This window comes from Paenibacillus sinensis, assembly GCF_019904155.1.
Taxonomy (GTDB): domain Bacteria; phylum Bacillota; class Bacilli; order Paenibacillales; family Paenibacillaceae; genus Paenibacillus_AQ; species Paenibacillus_AQ sinensis.
In genome coordinates this window covers 86,793-107,449 of record NZ_JAHCMB010000128.1, presented here as the reverse complement: position 1 = coordinate 107,449, position 20,657 = coordinate 86,793, and the positions used below count along the sequence as shown (strand labels likewise).

Here is a 20,657-nt window from a genome sequence, read left to right as displayed (position 1 = left end):
TAAAATATTCAGCCACAGCTTCCGGTCAGGAGATCAGCTCCGACGCTTCCGCCTTCTCCGCTGCCGCCCGGATATAGCGCTCCAGCGGTTTCTTGAGCAGCAGACCGAGCACCAGGGCCGCAGGGGCAAAAGCTGCCAGGCGAAGCGCATCCGTGACCGCTGCATCAGGTTGAATTCCCCCGACTGCTTCCCGCATAAGTCCGACGGCATATGTGAACGGCATGAACGGGTGCAGCATCTGGAAGAAGGGTCCTGCCGTGCTGACAGGGAAGGTTCCTCCCGAGCTGGAGAACTGCAGCACCATGAAGACAATCGCGATCCCCTTGCCGATATTGCCGAACACGGATACCAGCGCATAGACAATCGTTACGAATACAAGGCTGACGAGCATGGCGAACAGAACAAACCATAGCTTGTCGGCGGCATAGCCGTGCAGAATAAACAGATTGCCCAAAGACGCAGTCAAGGCCTGCAGGAGGCCGACGCTCAGAAAGGTGAGCAGCCTGCCAAGGAAAATCTGATACGGCTTATATGCCTTCCCCCGGTCGGAAACGCCGGTCTTGAGCAAAGCGACCATCAGCGTCCCACCAACCCACAGCGACAGCACGAGATAGAACGGAGTCATAGCGGAGCCGTAATTCGGAATCGGGAACAAATTCTCTTCCTTCAGTTCCACGGGATCAGCCAGAAAATCGCTCTGGGTCCGGATGTCGCCGCCAAGCAGCTGTGCAATTTCATCCAGATTCACTTCCCCCTTGATTTGGCGCACTGTGGATGCCGCGCGACGGACAGCATTCTCCAGGCCGGGCAGGTCGTTGCGGGATATATCGGCAGCCCTGCGGATACCCTGCTCCGCCTTTGGAAGGATAGAAGCGATTACGCCAGGCCACTCCTTGACGGCGGGAAGCTCTTTGCTTGCAAATTCCGCTGCGGCGCGGATTTTCTCACCGGCGGCGGGAAGTCCCTCACGGATCGCAGGCAGAGCTTCCGTTAGAAGCGGTTCGAGCTCCGATTTCTGAAGCGCAATGCGTTCAGCCGCATCATGAATGACGGCCTCTACGGCTTGAACCCGGGGACGCAGCTCTTTCAGTCCGGCGAGACCGGCTTCCGTTGATGACGATGCCCGGTCAAGTACGTCGAGCGCCGCCGCATTATCCTGCGCTCCTTCGCTCAGACTCATTTGCTGCGGGGAGCCTTGTCCCTCAGCGGCTTCCGCCGTTCCGGAGGTCTCCGCTTCCGGCAGTTTCTTCTGCGCCTCGGCAATTCCGGCGGCGGTTGCTGCAAGCACCTTCTCCGCCTCGTCCAGATCCACGGAGACCTTCGCAAAATGCCGGTCAAGCTCTGTGACAAGCTCCGACGCCTGCCCGATCTGCGTAAGCCTGTCCTGCAGCGACGGCAATTCCCCGGCTATTCCCTCCAGAGTCGGCCAGCGTTCCTCCAGCCGGAGAAGCTCTGACGCCGCCCGCTCCGCGTCCGGGAGCTTGTCCTTCAGTCCGGCGGCGGCTTCCGCAATCCGCTTCATCTCCGGAAGCTTGGATTCCAGCTTAATGATCATCTTCCCGGCCTTCTCAATTTCTGGCAGCCGCCCTTCAAGCGTGAATAGCCCCTGCTCCACCCTCCGGATCACCGGAAGCTCGGACTGGAATTCCTTGCCGGCCCTCTTCAGCACTGACAGGATGGTCCCGCTCACGGTTTCCGTGAAATTCCGGTCAATCTGCGAGGTGACGGAGGAAGCACCCTTTGCGGTAATCTTGGGCGCGATCGCGTTGATTTTTTCATTCACCGTATAGATCAATTCCGGCTTGATATACCGCCCTTCCAGCATCCCCGCCAATCTCGCAGAGAAGTTCGCCGGAATGACGATGGAAGCATAATAGCGTCCGTTACGAACCCCTTCAGCCGCTTCTTGCGCACTTACGAAACGCCATCCGAGACTGGTGTTGTTGCGAAGACTTTCGATTACCTCGTCTCCGATATTGAAGCTCATATCTCTGGCAGTGGCTCCCTTGTCAAGGCTGGCGACGGCAATCGGGATTCCGGACGTGTTGGTGTACGGGTCCCATACAGCGGCCACATTAACCCAGTCATAGACGGAAGGGAGCACAATCAGCGCGGCAATAAGCAGAGCAGCCATCGGCGCCTTGAAGACCCGCCTCCAATCGCCTGCATAGATTTGTATGATTTTCGACATCGCTTGCCTCCCAAGCCAGACTTTTTCCGTTATTTACTATGTCCCTTAACGCTCTCTTTGATGAACCGGAATTTTTAACGCGAGAACCTCATACACCCTGGATTTTCGAAAAAAAAGGGCCGCATCCCCGAAATGGGAATGCAGCCCTTTGGCCTATCCGATGAACATCGCCGCTCTGGCAATGCTGTTTGTACGATTTGTTTATACGGCTGTATTTGCAGATCGAACTATTCCAAGCGGCTATTCAAAGGTTGAAAAACTGCGCCAACCTCATCCGCTGGCACGATGAAGAACGGTCTGCTCTCCCGCCGATCTACCGCGTAGAGGATCTTAAGACGACATCGCCGATCAGCATGACTTTCTCGAAGTAATCCTCTTTGTTCCGTATTCTCTCCAGCAGCCGGTCCACAGCCTTGGCTCCCATCGCCTCTCTGGGAACGTGGACGGATGTAAGCGGGGGCACATGATCCTCGGACAGCGGCGTATCGTCGAATCCGGTCACCGCACATTCCGAAGGAATAATAATGCCCCGCTCCCGCAGCGCTTTGCTTACCTCGACCGCGATGCTGTCATTGGCGCAGATGAAGACATCGGGCAGTTCTTCCTGGGGAATGTCCATAATCAGATCATATTCATTCTTCCCCGACTTCAGGAGCTTTTCCATCTGTTGATGAGGAATCTGATATTCTTCCAGGACCGTTTCGAACGCTCTCCAGCGCTCGCCGAAGCTATACGCATAGGAAGGGTCTCCGACGAACTGGAATTTCTGGTAGTCCCGGCTGATCAGCTTGAGCATCAGCTTGCGCATCATGTCGAAATTATCGGCGAATATACCGTCGCATACAACCGCAGGGTCTATGTGATCGATCAGAACCAGGGGTACGTTCAGATCCCGAATCTGAAGAAGCGCCTGCGTCGATACCGTCCCGACTCCGATTACGCCGAGCAGCGTCTCCGGATTCAGAATCCGGGTAATGCTCTCGCCCGAAGGCTGGGTCAGCGTGACGATATTTAGACCGGAATGCTCCAGCCGTTTGGATATGCCCTCAAAGACGACACCCCAGAACTTGTTCTCAACGTTCTGGTAACGGATATTTGGAAACAGAATTACTACCGTACCCGATATGCCGGCGGTTTGGGGTACCTGAACCGAGGGGGGTGCGACTCTGTTTGTATTAAAGAAGCCCAGATTGCCTGCCGTCCGGACGATATGCGCCCGGGTCTTCTCGCTGACGCCGCTCTTTCCCGATAGCGCCCGTGACACGGCAAATTTGGATACGCCCGCCATGTCGGCGATTTGCTGAATGGTTACCTTTCCTGCCAAATGGATGCACCTCATACTTTTTTGTCAACATGTTATCGTCTGCATATATTATAGTTCATCTTACTGGCTGCATAACAAACGCGCAAGCGACAAATTTGTTAGGGTACCTTCCATTGGGCTCGGGCAACGAATAAACGCAGTTGTTTCCGTCCTCCGGGACTATAGTCTATAGAACAAAACAGAGCCGCCGGCAATCCGGCAGCTCTGTTTTTTGCAAAACTTTTAGATCATCTTAACAACTATCTTTCGTTAGTCACTTCGTCCAGATAAATCGTGGATGTTGTAGTACCGGAAATGCCTTCAACCTTGAGTCCGATCGTTCTAACATCATTCAAGTCAGGAACGTTCTCAAGTGAGAAGGCAAGTGTTGTGAAACCATCTGTCTCGGAATCAACTACAGTAACATCATTGTTATACCATGTCCATCCTGATCCGGTTTTGATGTACAGATAGACATTAACAGTACCCGATGACAATTTCACCTTTGCTTTCAAAGTCTTGGAGTTGCTGAGATCAAGGGATTGTTCATTTTTCAACTCAAAGTTGCTGCCGGCAGCCAGTGTGAACGTCGTCTTGAGCGAATGCGTTCCTTCTGAAGAGAATTCATCGGTTACAGCTGGAGTCTGGGCAGTTGTCGAACTGCTAACTTTCCAGTTATCTTCGTCTCCTGCTGCTTCGAAGCCATAAATAGTACCTGCCGGGAGACCGGTATCCTCTTCATCCTCCGAACCTGTCGGAATATCACCTTCCGCACCCTCTACAGCCTGAATGTCGTCGAAGTAGAGTGTGCTCGACATGGAACTGGTATCGGTGGAGCCGTCAGGACGATTGATGTAAATCGCGAACTCGGTAACCTTCTTCGCGTTCACTGTGTCGAGCTTTTTGGCTTGGTTGGCGGCACTTTCCCAGGAAGCTACGGTGAAATCCTTGAACGGAATTTCAACCCAGCCTGCTTCAGTTCCCTGAAGAGACGGATAAGCTTCAAAGGAAACGCCGTTTGCTTTAACTTGAATGACAAGCTTATTGTTGCTGCCGTCCGGAACAAACCAGAAATTCAGCTTGCCAGTCTTCGACCAGTCGACTGTTCCCAAGCTCTTAACGATGCCTGTATACCCCTGTCCCGCCAAAGTGTAATCCAGCTTCAATGCATAATCGCCGTTCTTGGCATGCGCACTATCCAGCGTAACGGAGTTGGCATCGCCTTTCGGAGTGTACGTATTGCCGAGCAGCGCATCGCTGCCTTTGTAACCCTCAAAGTTGTCTGCCAGAGTCGGGTCTGCAGGAGCGCTCATGTAAGCATTGATCAACCGAATGTTATCGATGTACAGAGGACCTTCATAATTTAGGCTCTTGCCTACAAGCGACAGTTCCAGAGCGGCTGCGCTATCAGTGACATCCTTGTCGTTCAGATCTATCGTAGCCGTATATTTGCCGTACACTGCATCACCTACAGTAACCTTTTCCAAGGAACTGAGATTGGCCGAATTGGATTCGAATTTTATACCAGCCGGCGATACATAAACCGTTCCTTCTGCTGCTGCTGAAATATCCCATTTCGCAGCCTCCTCTCCAGCGACCAGAGGAATCCATACGTCGAAGGAAATACGGTTCACTTTCTTCAGATCAACGCTGTCTGCGATATCCGGAAGACCGATCTTCACTTCCTGCCAGGTGTCGCCGTAGACGAGACCTGTTACATTGGCCTGCAGTTTACCGTCGCCGTTCAAGACAGCATGCTCGAAGGAGGCGGTCATGTTGCCGGATTGTGACCAGACACCCGTACTCTGCACACCCGCGATATCGTTATCGAAGGTGAACTGCTTGAGCGTGATTTCTGTAATGTTCAAATATACCGTAATAGTCTGCTGTATTACCGAACCATCTGCGGCGTAAGCTTTCACCGTCAACTGGACAGCTTCGCCGTTCAAGTCTGCCGTTGGCTGCCAGGCCGCCGAATAGAAGCCCTGGCTGTCCAGCGTCATTTCATGCTCGGTATCCGAGCCTTGAACGAGATAGACTACCTTGGCAGGCTGCGTCTCCAGAATTCTCGCACGGATCGTTGTAGTATTGTTCTGAATCGTAGTCTGGGCTACCGGACTAACGATATGCAGGAATGGCTTCTCTTCCTCTGTCGCTACATTCTTATTGTAGACGCCACTCAATTCGCGGTCGAAATAAGTGTAATCATCATTGTAGTAGTCCGTGAAATCCGGAAGCAGCTCATGATCGCCATATTCCGGCGAATTGCGATAAGGAACATAAATCGAGTTGGAGTTGAAGTTCGCCCAAGTCAGCATGTAAGCCATGCGTGATGCATCTGGATCTGACTTCAACGCGTCAACCAGCTTCGTATAGAACTTCAGATCGGCATTACCCGTCGGCTTCACGTTGGCGTACCCAAACTCGGTAAATGCAGCGATTTTACCTTTCTTGTCCGCAAGCTGGGAAATCAGCTTGGCATCCTTCACTACTCCATCGAACCAGGACTGGTTGTTTCCGTCATAATACGTATCGAACCCGAAGAGGTCAACATAATCATCGCCCGGATACGTTTTCAGGAAGGTATCCTCATTGCTGTTGAACGGGCTGCCCGGCGAGAATCCGTAGAGGAAGTTATGGACGCCCTTGATGTCGCGCAGGTACTCGACAGTATAACGGTAGATTTCCTGATACTGTTGGCTTGTTGTAAAGGTAGCTCCCCACCAGAACCAGTTACCGTTCTGTTCATGGAACGGACGGAAGATAACCGGAATCGAATTTCCGTTGTCGTCCTTCAGATTCAGCGCGAAATCAGCAATCTTGTCAAGGAATGCGTTGTATTCGGCATTCTTATCACCGTCAGGAAGAATATGGGATACTACATTCCCTGTTGTGTCATAAAAATCTTTGCCGGTAACGAAGTTCGGCATGTGGGCGCTGAGCGTCAGCACTCCGCCGGACTCATAGGCCGACTTCATCGAAGCGATCAATGCATCCCGATTCTGCTCGGGGGTGTTCGTGAGCGCTCCCGGCTTCTCAAAGCCTTCAAGGCTCAGCGTATCCCATCCGTATACTGCCGGATTATCTCCAACAGCGGCGTATGTGTCCGACGTGACACCATTAACCGGAGCAGACAGTGCTTCGTCTGTGGCATGCTGTTGACCGAACAGAATATGCTTGCCGCGGAGTTCGTTCAGATAGACGAACAGGGAACGCGTGGCAGCGGAAGCATCCTTGTCCGCAAGGTTCACAGTCGCATCAGGAGCTACGGTTGGTGTAGCTGAAGCACTTGGCGATGGACTTGCGGTCGGTTCAGCAGAAGCGCTGGACGTAGGACTTGCCGTCGGCACTGGCGTTGCTTCTCCGGACCCTCCCGATGCCGGAGTTGCAGTTGCAGTCGCCGTAGGAGCAACGATCTGGCCGCCCACCACGGTTACAGTTCCATTAGACAGAACCGTTCCGTTAATGCTTACACTCGAAGCGTTGATTGTCACCGTACCGATATCGCCGTTTCCGGTAATGATCGAACCGGCAGCGCTTCCATTAATAACCAGGCTTCCGATCTTTGCTCCTGCCGGAATCACAATTTCACAAGGAGCGTTGAGCACCAGCTGGTCAATAACGGCGCCTGCTTCCAATTCCAGCTTGGAATTGCTGTTGACGGTTAACCCACTGATCCGGGTTGTTCCGGAAGCCAGCACTCTGACACGTCCGTCCTTGCGGTTAACGTCGAGCTCGTTCAGTGTGGAATTATTGAAGGTAACGGTATGCTCGCCGCCGCCTGCAACTACTGTCTTGCCTTTTACGGTCACGCTGTCCAGCTTGGCGTCTCCGCTGCCGATGCCTGCCGTCAAATACAGATTGCCGTTAATTACGGTATTTTTGAGAACAGTTCCGGCATGGGGGATAACGGCATTGCCGCTTACTGTTCCGCCGCTTTGCTCGCCGGCTGCCGGGAAATAACCGCTTACAATCCGATCGATCAGAGTGAGTGTTTCTGCACGGGTAATCTTACCCTTTGGCTGGAAGCTTCCGTCTTCGTATCCCTTGATTGCATCCGATAGAGCTGCTACGGCATCCTTGGCATAGGAGCTAATGCTTCCGGAATCCTTGAATGCGGAGACCGAAGCCGTCTGCGAGGAGCTTGCGCTCAGCTCAAAGATTCGGGCCAGAAGAGTAGCCGCATCCTGCCGGGTAATCTCCGTAGTGGCCTGCGCCCGGTTGCCGGAGAAGCCTTCATAATATCCGGCGTTCTTGGCGATTGCCAGTTGGTCGCTGTACCAGGCCGAGGCCGGAACATCGGAGAAATTGGCGGTTGCCTTGACAGACAGTCCAAACAGCTTGTTGAGTACGGTTACAAACTCAGCCCGGCTAATGCTCTGATTCGGGTGGAACGAGCCGTCCCCGTATCCGCTGATTACCCCGTTCGCCGTCCACTTGGCAATGCTGGATGCCGCCCAATGCTGGGTTGAATCCTGGAAAGATACGGCGGCTGCTTGAGCCGTCACTGTCTTCCCCGTCTCGGCCATGGCCGGTGCAACGGCTGACATCAGCATTACCGCTGTCAGGGATGTTACAACGAGCTTACGAAACTTTTTCATGTATGCCTCCTGCTCTGTTATTTCAGATTGCTAAAACCTTCCCCGCCTTCATAACAAACAGCAAATTTGTTTTCTTTTTGTTATCATCACCCCAATCATTAATAAGACTCGTACTGTTATGTAAGCGGTTTAAAAGCATTTTATCAGCATAACTCTAAAAAAAACAGGGTTTGTATTGCTTTTTATATGACTGTGTTTTCTTTATTTGCAAAAATCGACAAACAAAAGAGAAAACAAATCAATATATGAATCCGCTTTCTTGTTGCTCTTTTATTCCGAGCTAAAAATTCTGCATTTTCCCGTCTCTGACTCCCTATTCATCTTGAATTCCCAACACGTAAAAAGACCCTCTTGTCTTTACAAGAGGGCATAGCCAGAAATAAAACAAGTATAGTGTTGCCTGAGCTCAATGCTCATAACGGCCAAGGCGCTAGGCTAGTTAACAGCTCTTAATTTGAAGCAGCCGCTCTCGTAATCGAACTGCCGGTAAGGAAGCGACAGACCGACCGACATCAATTGGTCACCGCCGTGAACAGCGGACTCCTCTTTCCCCGCAACTTCATAATCGAAGAGCGGATTCAGGCCCGCCAGCTTCAGGCTCCGGCGCCGCGGATTGGGCTCTGCCAGCACCCGGAAGTAGAAGACCAGCGCTTCACGCTTATCTTCCGATACGAACATCCAGGCCGTTTCGTTGCCCTCGAACGGACTCTTAAGCCGGTAGAGCTCTCCCTGCTGAACAAGGCTCCGGATCTCCTTGTAGTTCTCGACCTGCTGCTTCACAAGCTCTTTCTCATCCCCGGTGAACTTGGTCAGATCAAGCTCATAGCCGAAATTGCCGGACATAGCCACATCGCCCCGGAATCCAAGCGGTGTCATCCGCCCCACCTGATGATTCGGAACGGCAGATACATGTGCGCCGATGGCGCTGACGGGATAGACCAGGCTTGTTCCGTATTGGATCTTGAGACGCTCCACCCCGTCGGTGTTGTCGCTCGTCCATGTCTGCGGCATATAGTGCAGCATGCCGGGATCGAATCGTCCGCCGCCGCTGCAGCAGCTCTCGAACAAAATTTCTGGGAATGCAGCCGTAATCCGTCCCAGCAGCTCGTATAAGCCCAGCACGTACCGGTGCGCGGTTTCACCCTGGCGCTCCGGAGGAAGCTCCGCGGAACCGATCTCCGTCAGGCAGCGGTTCATATCCCATTTGACATAAGCAACAGGCACCGTGGAGAATATGCGGCTGAGCGAGTCAAAGATATAATCGCGGACTTCCTTGCGCGTATAGTCGAGCACGAGCTGCCAGCGGGCCTCGCTGCGTCGGCGTCCCGGAACATGCAGACACCAGTCCGGATGCTTCCGGTACAGCTCGCTGTCCGGTGAAATCATCTCCGGTTCCACCCACAGGCCGAATTTCAGGCCAAGATTGTTAATCCTGTTAGCGACATCAGCCAGTCCTTGCGGCAGCTTGCGACGGTCTTCTACCCAGTCCCCAAGCGACGAGTTATCGGAATCGCGTCTCCCGAACCATCCGTCATCCAGCACGAACAGCTCAATGCCCAGCTTGGAGCCTTCCTCCGCAATCGATACCAGCTTGTCGGCATCGAAATTGAAATACGTGGCTTCCCAATTGTTAACGAGAATCGGCCGTCCCTTGTCGCGGTATATGCCGCGGCATAGCCGTGTCCGGTACAGCTTATGGTACGTCCGCGACATTTCACCCAGTCCCCCAGCCGAATAGACCATAACCGTCTCCGGCGTCTGAAAGCTGTCGCCCGGATTCAGCAGCCAGGAGAAGTCGAAGGAGTTCACTCCGATCACGAATCTTGCAGAGCCGAACGAATCCAGCTCAGCTTCCGCTTCAAAGCCTCCGCTGTACACAAGGCTGAAGCCGTACGCTTCACCGTGGTCCTCGGTCGTATCCGGCCGGACAAGCGCCGCGAACGGGTTCAGTTGATGGCTGCTCATCCCCCGGCGGCTGTCGATTCTTGTGGCGCCCTGGGCCAGCGGCCGGCGGTTTACCACCGCCTCGCGGGCCCAGGCGCCCGACAAATACACCATCTCAAGATCATCGCCAGAGGTGAAATCCACGCTCGCGCTCAACGCGCGGCGCAGCACAAGCTTCTCTTCTCCGCTGTTGGACAGCTTCGCGGAACGCACAATTACGTTCCTGTCGTTGAACACGGTATACAGCAGCGAAACCTTAAGCCCCGAATAGTCGTCCGCAAGCTCCAGAACCAGCGTGTCGGCTTCGCCCTCTGATTCCACGTAGACGGCAGGGAGTCCTTCGAGTGCCGGCTTGCCGGAGAGGAGCGAGTATCCTTTATAATGAAATTCGGTAATCCGCGTGCCGTCTTCAAGCTGAACCTGATATGCCGGAGTGCGGAAGTCCCCGCTTCCATACTGCGGATATTCCTGCGGGAGTCGGTCGAGCCCGGCCCCCTCCGGCGTGTTGACCGTGAGACCGGTCAAATTGCCGTGCTCACGCAGTTTGCTTCCCCAGTATGCGTGAACCGGAAGCCCGTTCTCGATCACAATCACATAGCTGCTGTCCCCAGCCTGAAGATGAAATTGATTTCGTTCTTCACAGACATAAATACTCATTGAATGCTATCCCCTTTTTTCGTAAATACTTAATATCGTAAGTGATGAATCAGCCAAGAAGAGGCGTATAGCTTGGAAATCCACTTCCAAGGTTTTTTGAAACACAACCTGGAGGATCACATCGGAGAACAGGCTGCCGTCGAACCGAAACCCAGGTGTATAAAGAGAACTCTTCGTCCTGCTAACTATAGAAAATTGTTTTCCTTCATAATATTGCCCTATTCCGGACCTATTATATGGTTATGCGACAAGCCGCCGAATTTTTGCAGATATCATTCTTCATTCATCCAGCCGAGTTGTTGTTATCAGCAGTAAGCTGCGCAGAATTCCCGATGCGGGGTATCGAATCGTAACCGCAGTTCCATTCGGGAAGAACCACCTTTTCAAAATATCATTGGTCCCATCTCATTTCATTGTAACCGCTTATTTTTTGTTGTATTCTGTTATGATTTTGTTATGCATGATATTTGGTTGGGGTGATAATACCATAAATAAAGACAAGAAAGTACAATACAATCCATTTAAAAAAGCGGTTTCAAACCATATAATAATCGATGTAAACGCTAACACCATAACGAAAAGGGGAGTATGAAGTGAAAAAGAAAACAATAATGTTTGGCTTAGCTACAACAATGTCGCTTTCCATGGTTTTGTCAGCTTGCGGTTCAAACAATAACAACAACAGCAACAACGCGTCGGCAACCACTCCGGCGACTGCCACTGACAGCGCTTCGGCATCGGCCAAGCCTGCGGGAGACGGATCTGACATCAAAGGAACCGTTACCTTCCTGACGAACCGGACAGACATGATCGGCAAAGAATACGACGAATACGTTAAGCGCTTCAACGAGAAATATCCGAACATCAAAATTGAATTTGAAGGTTCCCAAACCGACTATAACCAGCAGATGAAGGTCAGAATGGCGAGCGGCGAGCTTCCGGACCTGATGTTCATTCCGACGATCCCGAACTCGGACCTTCCGAAATACTTCGCTCCGCTGGACGACATGGGAATGAACGATCAGATCACGTTCAAAGATTTCAAATCCTTTGACGGCAAGCTGTACGGCATCACCTCCGGCAACTCCACTTCCGGTATTGTCTACAACAAGAAGGCATTCGCAGCAGCCGGAATTACCGAAGTACCGAAGACATGGGATGAGTTCCTCGCAGCCTGCGACAAGCTGAAGCAGAAAGGCATTATTCCGCTGGCTTCCAACTTCAAAGACAAATGGCCGTTGAACAACTGGGTATACGACGTGCCGCGTCTGATCGAGAACAACCCTGACTTCCCGAACACCAAGCTGAATACCGATACGCCTTTCACCGCGGATAACGGCTACGGCAAAGCGTTCAGCCTGCTTCGTGAACTGAACGAAAAAGGATATCTGGAGAAAGACATCAACTCCACCAACTGGGAGCAATCCAAGAAAGACATCGCATCAGGCAAGTTCGCAATGTACTTCCTGGGCAACTGGGTAATCAATCAGGTTATTGGCGCTGGCGCGGCATCCGAAGACATCGGTTTCTTCCCGCTTCCGATTGACAACTCCGGTACGCCGAAGGCCGCTCTCTCCCCTGACTACTTCTACGCCGTCAACAAAGACAGCAAGAATCTCGAAGCAACCAAAGCTTTCCTGAAATGGATGCTGACCGATTCGGGCTTTGAAGATTTCGCAGGCTTCATTTCTCCGCTGAAAGGCAAGGAATCCAGCCTGGCTCAGCTGAAGGAATTCCAGGCAACTGGTGTACAAATGCAAGAAGGCACTCCTGATAACGCTCAGGTTATGGATATTCAGAACAAGGCGCAGATCGATATTCCGGCTATTATCCAGGAATACGTGCTCGCCAAAGACCCGCAAACTGTATTTGACAAGTGGAATACTGCTTGGGCTAAAGCCAAGAAGCAGGTCCTTGGACAATAATCGGGCGGAATTTGCCTCACTGGCTGTAATTAGCTCGTAGCCGCTACACCGTTCGCCGCAAAATGGATTATCGCTACCCCCGGGATAATCCATTTTGCCGTAACGGAAGCCTCCCAAAAGAAAGAAGGTAGACGGAGTGTTTGGAACCATGACCTATAATAAACAAAAAATACTGATTATTTGCTCGTTTCTCTTTATCCCCCTGCTTCTCCTGGCTACATTTACTTATTACCCGGCAATCAAACTGATCTATTACAGCTTCACCAATTGGGACGGGTACAGCCCTGAAAAACCCTGGGTGGGCCTGGCCAACTACCGCGAAGTGTTTGCGAACTCGGATATATTCAAAGTCTTCGAACATAACTTTGCCTATTTCGTAATGGGCATTGTCCAAAATATTGTGGCGATCTACTTCGCTATCGTATTGAACAGCAAGCTGAAGGGAAAATATTTCTTCCGCATCCTCCTGTTCCTGCCTTACATCATGAACGGTGTCGCGGTTGCTTTCATGTTCGGCTTCGTATTCGATACGACTAACGGATCGTTGAATCTTTTGCTCAGCAATTTGGGGCTTGCCCACTTAAGCGAAACAAGCTGGCTTGGACGAGAGGGTCTGGTCAACTATTCGCTGGCATCTACCGGCTTATGGCGTTTCATGGGCTACAACATGGTTATTTATATCGCCTCCCTTCAAGCCATTCCGAAGGATATTTACGAAGCGGCCACCATCGACGGCGCCAATTCCATGCAGACGCTGTGGAGAATCACGCTGCCGAACATGAAGCCGGTTATCCAGCTTAATCTGTTCCTCACCGTAACCGGTGCGCTGGAAGTCTTCGACTTGCCGTTCGTCCTGACCAAAGGCGGCCCTGCTGGAGCGAGCCAGACATATGTAATGCGTGTCATCGATACCGCCTTTGCTTATAATAACTACGGTCTCGCCTCGGCGATGAGTATCATCCTGCTGATGTTCGTTGTTGTCGTACTAGGATTTCAGCAGTTGGTTCTTAACAGAGGAGGCGACAAGTAATGCGGGATTCCATCTTCAAACCAATCAACCTTCTGAAATATTTGACGCTCCTGTTCGGGGCATTCGTTGTCCTCTTTCCGCCATATGTGGTTATAATCAATGCTTTTAAATCAACCGACGAGTTCAATAGCAGCAACTCGATGGCGCTTCCCAACAGCTTCCTGAACTTTGACAACTTCAAGACCGTATTCGAACGCGGCGGTCTGCTAAGCGGCTTCGGCAATATCATCTTTATTATTGTTATTGCATTGACGCTGAACATTCTTTTCGGTACGATGGTGGCATACGTACTCGGCCGCTTCAGCTTCAAGCTGAAGCCTGTTATCTTCGCCGCGTATTTGGGCGCCACCGTCATTCCAAGCATTACAACTCAGGTTGCGACCTTCGGCATCATCAAGGGTCTCGGCCTGTACAACACGATGGGAGCGCCGATCATCCTGTATATCGGAGCGGACGTAATCCAGATCATTTTGTATCTGCAGTTTATCCGCAACATTCCGGTGGATCTGGATGAGGCGGCGATGGTGGAAGGCGCGTCACTGTTTAAAATTTACCGTTCCATCATCTTCCCGCTGCTGACACCGGCCACGGCGACTCTGGTCATCCTGAAGACCATCAGCATTTACAATGACATGTATATTCCTTACCTGTACATGCCCAAGCAGAGTCTTGGCGTCGTCACCACCGTGCTCATGCGATTCCAGGGTGTGAACTCCGCCGACTGGAACCTGATCTGCGCAGCGATCCTGCTAATCCTGCTGCCTACGGTTATCCTGTACCTGTTCCTGCAGCGGTACATCTTCGATGGCGTTGCCAATGGCGCGGTAAAATAACATAGAATTTAATGAAACGGCTGCCTTGTCCTGCATCAATGGGACTTGGGCAACCGTTTCTCGTTGATTCCAGAGCAAATACGATATACATTTTTGCGGGAAAGGACCGTCAGCCATGATTTCTTGGTTCGGCAAGCTTTTACAGAGATGTTGGATATTCCTCGCCAACCTGTCCATGGAGAAAAAACTGATTGTCATCTTTGTCTTCCTGCTGTCCTTGCCCATCACATATGTAAGTTATCTGTCAGCTCACTCGATGAATAAAACCAATCTGCGCAACGCCACCGCCAACGCCGAGCAGATGACGACAAACGCGGGAGGCACCGTCGACCGATATATCGCGGATTTGAAAGGCTCGACGCTGCTTCCCCTATACAATACCGATGTCCAGTATTATATGGAGCAGCGGTATAGCGATTGGGACAAGAATGTAAGCGTTGGCAAATTTTTGGATTATCTCATCCATACAAAATCGGAGATTACCGCCGTCTATCTGGTGGACAGTTTCGATTCCGTCTTCTACTATAAAATGGTAGGCATTAACCAGCTAAACACTGATGATCAGCTGCCACGCTGGAAGTCTCTGCTGAAAGGCGCTGGAACCTCGCCCATTCTGGAGGGGCGGCATGCAATTGACGTCAACCTGGGTGAAAAGCGGGAAGTATTCAGCGTGTTGCGAACCGTCCGGTCAACCAGCACACTGGATGACATTGGCATGGTCATTTTTGATGTCGATATCCATATGTTCAGAGATATTCTTAAATCCGTAGATTCGGTGACCCAGGGGCGCTCGATTATTGTGGACAATTTCGGCAAACTGGTATATGCCAGCGGAGAAGCTTCTTCTTCCGACCAGCTCCAGGCGCTTCTTGCCCACGCAGGATCATCAAGCGGAAGTTATGAGTATACGAGGAATGGCGAGAGCTATCTTACCGCCTATCACGTCTCCTCGGAGACCGGGTGGATTACAGCCGTCGATATCCCGCTGTCGAGCATTTTGTCGGGAATCAAGATGAACCGGATAAAGCAGCTTGTGACGAATCTCATCATCCTGTCCTTCGCCCTGCTCGTCGCAACCCTGTTCTCCTACGCTCTGACACGCCCTTTGAAATCCATGATCCGCCTCATGAAGCAAGTTCAACACGGTAATCTGGATGTATGGATTCAGCCCCGGTACAACGATGAAATCGGGATGCTGGGAACCCACTTCAACCGGATGATTATCCGTATCCGCGACCTGCTGAGCGAGGTGAAGCAGACGGAGAAACGCAAGCAGAAAGCCGACATGCGGGCTCTGCAGAACCAGATCAACCCGCATTTTTTCTATAATACGCTGGAGTCGATCCGCATGCTGGCGGAGAGCCGTGACGACACCCAAATTGCGAAGCTAACCTATCTGCTGGGACAGCAGATGAGATACAGCATCACCCGAAACGATGAGTCTGTAACCGTCCGGCAAGAGCTGGAGCATGTCCGCAATTATTTCAATCTTCTGCAAATCCGATTTCCCGATAAATACAGCCTGCTTGTGGACGTCCCTGAAGGTCTGATGGATCTGCCGATCCTGAAGCTGGTGTTCCAGCCACTCGTCGAGAATGCCGTATTTCACGGTCTTGAGCCCAAACAGGGGCTTGGGAATGTCAAGATAACGGCACGCTATGAGGATGACTACGTGCTGCTGCGCGTTGAAGACGACGGCGTTGGCATGGACGGCGAGACCTTAAAACATTTGAATCTCAGCCTGATCAACACGGCATCCTCCAGCAGATTCGGCATCGGGCTGCATAATGTAAATGAGCGAATCAAACTGCATTATGGCGAATCTTCCGGCATTCAGGTATGGAGCCAGCCGGGAATCGGAACCTGTGTGACCCTGCGGCTCAAGCTGGACAGCACACCAAGCGACACCGACCTTGTTCTCCCCATTCGTTAGAGGAGGGATTCTTTGTTAAGCATACTTATCGTTGACGATGAAGTGTTCATTAGAGACGGACTATCCCGCATTATCGGAAGGGAGAGCGGCTTCCGGGTGGCCGGCAGCTGCTCCAACGGGCGGGAAGCTCTCGAGTTCATCGGCACAGAGCCGGTGGACGTAGTCCTCACGGATATCCGGATGCCCGAGATTGACGGGCTCGCGCTGATCCGCGAGCTGAGGACCGAGCATCCCGAGATCCGCTGCATTATTATGAGCGGCTTCACTGAGTTCAGCTACGCCCAGGAAGCAATCCGCTACGCGGCCGTGGATTATCTGCTCAAGCCGATCGACAAGGAACAGTTGCTGGAGCTTCTTCATCGTCTGGACAGCGAAAAATCGCAAGCCGGTGCTAAAGAGAAGCAGATGCGCGCCCGTCTTCTTGATTCCTGCCTGCACAGTGATGTCTTTACGGAGGTGCTGCCTCCCGATTTCGCTCTGCCGGCACCCTATTTTGTCGTGTATGTCCAGAAGGGCGATTCTTCCGGCACCTTGAAGGAAGGAGCGGACAACTGGCGGACTACCGATGAGACAGCGGACTGCCTGCCGCTTGGCGATCGCCAGTTGGTGTGGATTGCCTATTTCGACCGGGAGCCTGGCGCAGCCGAAATCCGCAGTGCTTGCTCCCCGCTGCTGTCCGTAAGCTACGGAAGAGCCGTTCATGTCGGAGCAAGCCGCCCAGGAGCCGGAGTAAGCGAGCTGAAGGCCGTATTCTCCGAAGCCGAGAAGGCCTGCGAACTCGGTATCTACAGCGATGCCCCCGTCTTCTTCGCATGGCAAGGCGATCTGCCATCCAGAGAGGAACCGGGCCACCGCCGGGCCGGCGGTGATTGGGATGCTCTACGTGAAGATCTGCAAATGCTGCATATTAGCCAGATCGGCGAGTGGGTACATCAGGAATTCGACTTGCTTAAGAGCCGCCGGGCCGGTATGGAGGATATCCTTCAGGTATGCCGGTCTGTTCTGGATACCGCGGCCACCGAGTTCCAGGAACTCGATTCGCTGCTCGGAAGAGAACGGGTCGAACAGCTCGAACGGTCTCTGGCTTCCGCGATGAGCATAGGCGAAATTGAGCGGCAGTTCCGTTCGGTCCTGGAAGGGACGCTGGAAGAGATACGCAAGCTCCGGCAGGAAATGGGCGGCAATGCCGTCGAGCATATCAAGCGCTGGATTTCGGCCAACTACAGCCAGCATGCCGAACTTGGAACCCTGGCTGGCATGGTGTATTTGACCCCCAGCTACCTGAGCAAGCTGTTCAAGCAGGAAACGGGGCTGACGCTGACCGAATATATTACGGAAATCCGGATCAGGAAAGCCAAGCAGATGCTCCGAAGTTCACCGGGGATGAAGGTTCACAAGATCGGAGCCGAGGTCGGGTACCCCGATCCGGCCTACTTCAATAAACTGTTCAAGCGAATGGTCGGCGTGACGCCGAACGAATATAAAAAAATCCGGAATTAGGTGAAAACACCCGGAAATTTTGCAACCTTTTCCCCCCTGGAACGTTAGAAGGTATACAAGCACAGTTTAAGAAATATGATAGTGGGTATATAGCCTTATACCGTGCTTTTTTTAAGCCAAGGGGGATCGTCAAGATGAAAAAAATCAAAATGTTTGTACTGCCTGCCCTGTTGCTGCTGATTCTGTCTCTTACAGGCGGGACCAGTTCGCTCGGCAGCCAGGCTGTCGCTCAGAGCGACGGCGGCGAGCAGCATATTACGGTGTATATTCACTCCCTCAAGTCCTCGGGCGATGGCACACTCTTGACGGCAGATGAAATCAACTGGTATCAAGGCGAGGAGGCCAACCGCGTATTTGCGGAGCGCGAGCCTGAAGCCTATGCCGAGCTGGGCGGAACTCCCGATGACTACTACATTGTCAATGACAGCAAAGCGCTGACTCAATACCCGATTGCTCCGGGCGCCACCGTCACGATGCAGATCTATGATCACACAGGCAATCCGGGCGATCTGGATATCAAATGGAACGAACCGGTTACACTGGATGCCTTCCTGAAGGCTTTTGCCAATACCGAGGTAATCGACTTAAGCTCCTTCCCTTACCACCTGACCATTGAAAATGGTGAGATTACTTCCATTGTTCAACAGTACATTCCTTAAATTCATTGAACCGATAACAATACGAGGCTGCTTCCGGTCATCCCAGGATGACTTGCGGAAGCAGCCTCGTTCGCTGTTATGGACTTTCATTGCTGCTTGTCTGGAGAGCCAGACTGAGCTTTCATTGCGATGTGCATGATTATCTCGCTGCGCTGTCTTTAACCGGTACGCCGAACACGGGCATGCCCTCTTCATCCCAGCCGAATACTTGTGCGCGGGTATGGCGGTTCGGATCGTACAGGGGGTCGCCGACGATCTCCTTGTAATTCCGGGCATGATAGATCAGGATATCTTCCCCGTTCCCGCCGACAGTGAAGCTGTTATGACCCGGCCCATACTGTCCGTTCTCCTCATTGGTGGCGAACACCGGATGAGACAGCTTGTTCCAGGAGGATGCCTCCAGCAGGTCCGCGTCTTCATCGGCCCACAAGAGGCCCATGCAGTAATTGAAGTCGGTCGCGCTTGCGGAGAAGGTCATGAAGATCCGGCCGTTCCGTTTTATAATTGCCGGGCCTTCATTGACGCTGAATCCGATCGTTTCCCAGTCATACTCAGGCTTTGTGATCATCGTCTGCTTGCCCGTCAGCGTCCAGGGATTGGACATCTCGGAGATGTACAGATTGGAGTTCCCCGGAATATCCGGGTCCTTCTGCGCCCAGACATAATATCGAATTCCTTTATGTTCAAACGTGGTCGCATCAAGCGCGAAGGACTCCCATTGGGTCTTGATCTGGCCCTTCTCTGTCCATTCCCCTTCCATCGGAGTTTCGGACTGGTTCTCCAGCACAAACATCCGGTGGTCAAACAGGCCATCCTTCGTCTCCGAGGTATGAGCGGCCGCGAAATATACGTACCAGCTACCATCAATATAGTGGATTTCGGGTGCCCAAATATTGGCGCTCATCAATCCCGTTTCATGCTTAACCCAGATTGTCTTGCCCGCAGCTTCCGCCAATCCTTCAAGCGAGTCTGCGCATCTCAGTTCGATTCGGTCATATTCCGGAACCGAGGCTGTAAAATAATACTTGCCATTGCTGTGCTTGTAAACAAACGGATCTGCCCTCTGCTCGATGAGCGGGTTCTTTATCAATATTGGGGTAATATCAGACATGGTTTTTTACAACTCCCATACAATATGTTATCTTTTTTTATCTAAATCAGCCTTTAATACCTGAGTTCAAATTAATGGATTGCACAAAATACTTTTGCGCGAACAGGAACAACAGCATCGTCGGGATAATTGCCAGAATGGCGGAACCCATCAGCTGTCCGATCATTCGATAATTGCCGTAAATGTCCTGCAGGAGCAGCAAGCCGGCTGTAACCGGCATTTTTACAACGTCAGTGTACACGATTACCGGCCAGAGGAAGTCGTTCCAGGATCCGGTGAAAGAGAACAGGCCGCAAACAATCAAAATCGGCTTAACCAGCGGCAAAATAACCGAGAAATAAGTTCTGAAATCACTCGCGCCGTCAATCTGTGCGGATTCGTCCAGTTCTTTCGGAATACCGTTCATAAACTGCCTTACAAGGAAGATGTTGCCCATACCCGCGAGACCCGGAATAATCATAGCCCAAGAGGTGTTCACCCAGCCAAGCGCATCAATAACTTTATAGGAAGGAATCAGATTGACGACGCCAGGGAAAAAAGAAATACCGAGAAGAGTGAAGAACAGCGCATCTCTTCCTTTAAAACTCATTCGTGAATAACCGTAGCCTGTAATCGATATGACAATCACGACAAGGATGGTATGGAAGGATGCGATATAAATGGAGTTCACAAGCCATCTTAAAATTGGAGCAGTCGATGTGTTCTCCAGGATGGTCTGGTAATTCTCAACCGTCCAAGTTGAAGGAAACAGTCTAAAGCCTTGGGATACCACTTCTGTCTGGGATCGGAAAGAAGTTGAAATCCCGAACACAACAGGAAGCGCCCAAGCAAGACACAGAATAATCAGGAATGTATAAGCAACATACTTGGAAATACTGATCCGGCCACCGTTACGTGTCTCCGAATCTCTCAACAATTTTATACTTTTCTCGTTTAACGCCTGATTTGACATGGTTTACACCTACCTTTT

General features: G+C 51.9%; 12 protein-coding genes. 6 read left to right on the top strand and 6 right to left on the bottom strand.

Annotated elements, in window-relative coordinates:
- Positions 1 to 25: 25 nt before the first annotated feature.
- The 4 genes from KIH86_RS14535 to KIH86_RS14520 all read right to left on the bottom strand — a co-directional run bounded on the left by KIH86_RS14535 (position 26) and on the right by KIH86_RS14520 (position 10,696).
- A complete protein-coding gene (locus tag KIH86_RS14535) occupies positions 26 to 2,191 on the bottom strand; it encodes a YhgE/Pip domain-containing protein (protein ID WP_223085347.1) in 2,166 nt (721 codons plus the stop codon).
- Positions 2,192 to 2,504: 313 nt separating this feature from the next.
- Entirely contained in the window at positions 2,505 to 3,515 is a 1,011-nt protein-coding gene (locus tag KIH86_RS14530; protein WP_223085349.1) for a LacI family DNA-binding transcriptional regulator, read from the bottom strand.
- Between the two features lie 239 nt (positions 3,516 to 3,754).
- Positions 3,755 to 8,095, bottom strand: a complete 4,341-nt coding sequence (locus KIH86_RS14525) for a glycosyl hydrolase (RefSeq protein ID WP_223085350.1) — start codon at positions 8,093 to 8,095, stop codon at positions 3,755 to 3,757.
- A 435-nt stretch (positions 8,096 to 8,530) separates the two neighbouring features.
- Positions 8,531 to 10,696 (bottom strand): alpha-galactosidase, encoded by a 2,166-nt coding sequence (locus KIH86_RS14520; protein WP_223085353.1) that lies wholly within the window; start codon positions 10,694 to 10,696, stop codon positions 8,531 to 8,533.
- A 644-nt stretch (positions 10,697 to 11,340) separates the two neighbouring features.
- Between KIH86_RS14520 and KIH86_RS14515 the strand changes: the two genes are divergently transcribed.
- From KIH86_RS14515 to KIH86_RS14490, 6 genes are all read left to right on the top strand, one after another.
- Entirely contained in the window at positions 11,341 to 12,621 is a 1,281-nt protein-coding gene (locus KIH86_RS14515; protein ID WP_235775422.1) for an ABC transporter substrate-binding protein, read from the top strand.
- Positions 12,622 to 12,769: 148 nt separating this feature from the next.
- Complete coding sequence (locus KIH86_RS14510; RefSeq protein WP_223085354.1) at positions 12,770 to 13,651, top strand: carbohydrate ABC transporter permease; 882 nt, start codon at positions 12,770 to 12,772, stop codon at positions 13,649 to 13,651.
- Complete coding sequence (locus tag KIH86_RS14505; RefSeq protein WP_223085356.1) at positions 13,651 to 14,484, top strand: carbohydrate ABC transporter permease; 834 nt, start codon at positions 13,651 to 13,653, stop codon at positions 14,482 to 14,484. Before KIH86_RS14510 ends, KIH86_RS14505 begins: the two co-directional genes overlap by 1 nt.
- A 175-nt stretch (positions 14,485 to 14,659) precedes the next feature.
- Complete coding sequence (locus tag KIH86_RS14500) at positions 14,660 to 16,417, top strand: cache domain-containing sensor histidine kinase (protein WP_235775421.1); 1,758 nt, start codon at positions 14,660 to 14,662, stop codon at positions 16,415 to 16,417.
- Between the two features lie 12 nt (positions 16,418 to 16,429).
- Positions 16,430 to 17,917: a response regulator gene (locus KIH86_RS14495; RefSeq protein WP_223085360.1), complete on the top strand. Its 1,488-nt coding sequence runs from the start codon at positions 16,430 to 16,432 to the stop codon at positions 17,915 to 17,917.
- A 134-nt stretch (positions 17,918 to 18,051) separates the two neighbouring features.
- Entirely contained in the window at positions 18,052 to 18,576 is a 525-nt protein-coding gene (locus KIH86_RS14490) for a hypothetical protein (protein ID WP_223085361.1), read from the top strand.
- A gap of 139 nt (positions 18,577 to 18,715) precedes the next feature.
- Here the strand turns inward: KIH86_RS14490 and KIH86_RS14485 are convergent, their stop codons facing one another.
- Together KIH86_RS14485 and KIH86_RS14480 are read right to left on the bottom strand one after the other, a co-directional pair.
- Entirely contained in the window at positions 18,716 to 19,687 is a 972-nt protein-coding gene (locus KIH86_RS14485) for a glycoside hydrolase family 43 protein (protein ID WP_223085362.1), read from the bottom strand.
- Between the two features lie 46 nt (positions 19,688 to 19,733).
- The gene (locus tag KIH86_RS14480; RefSeq protein ID WP_223085363.1) at positions 19,734 to 20,639 is read right to left on the bottom strand and encodes a carbohydrate ABC transporter permease; all 906 of its coding nucleotides are present in this window, start codon (positions 20,637 to 20,639) and stop codon (positions 19,734 to 19,736) included.
- Between the last annotated feature and the right edge of the window lie 18 nt (positions 20,640 to 20,657).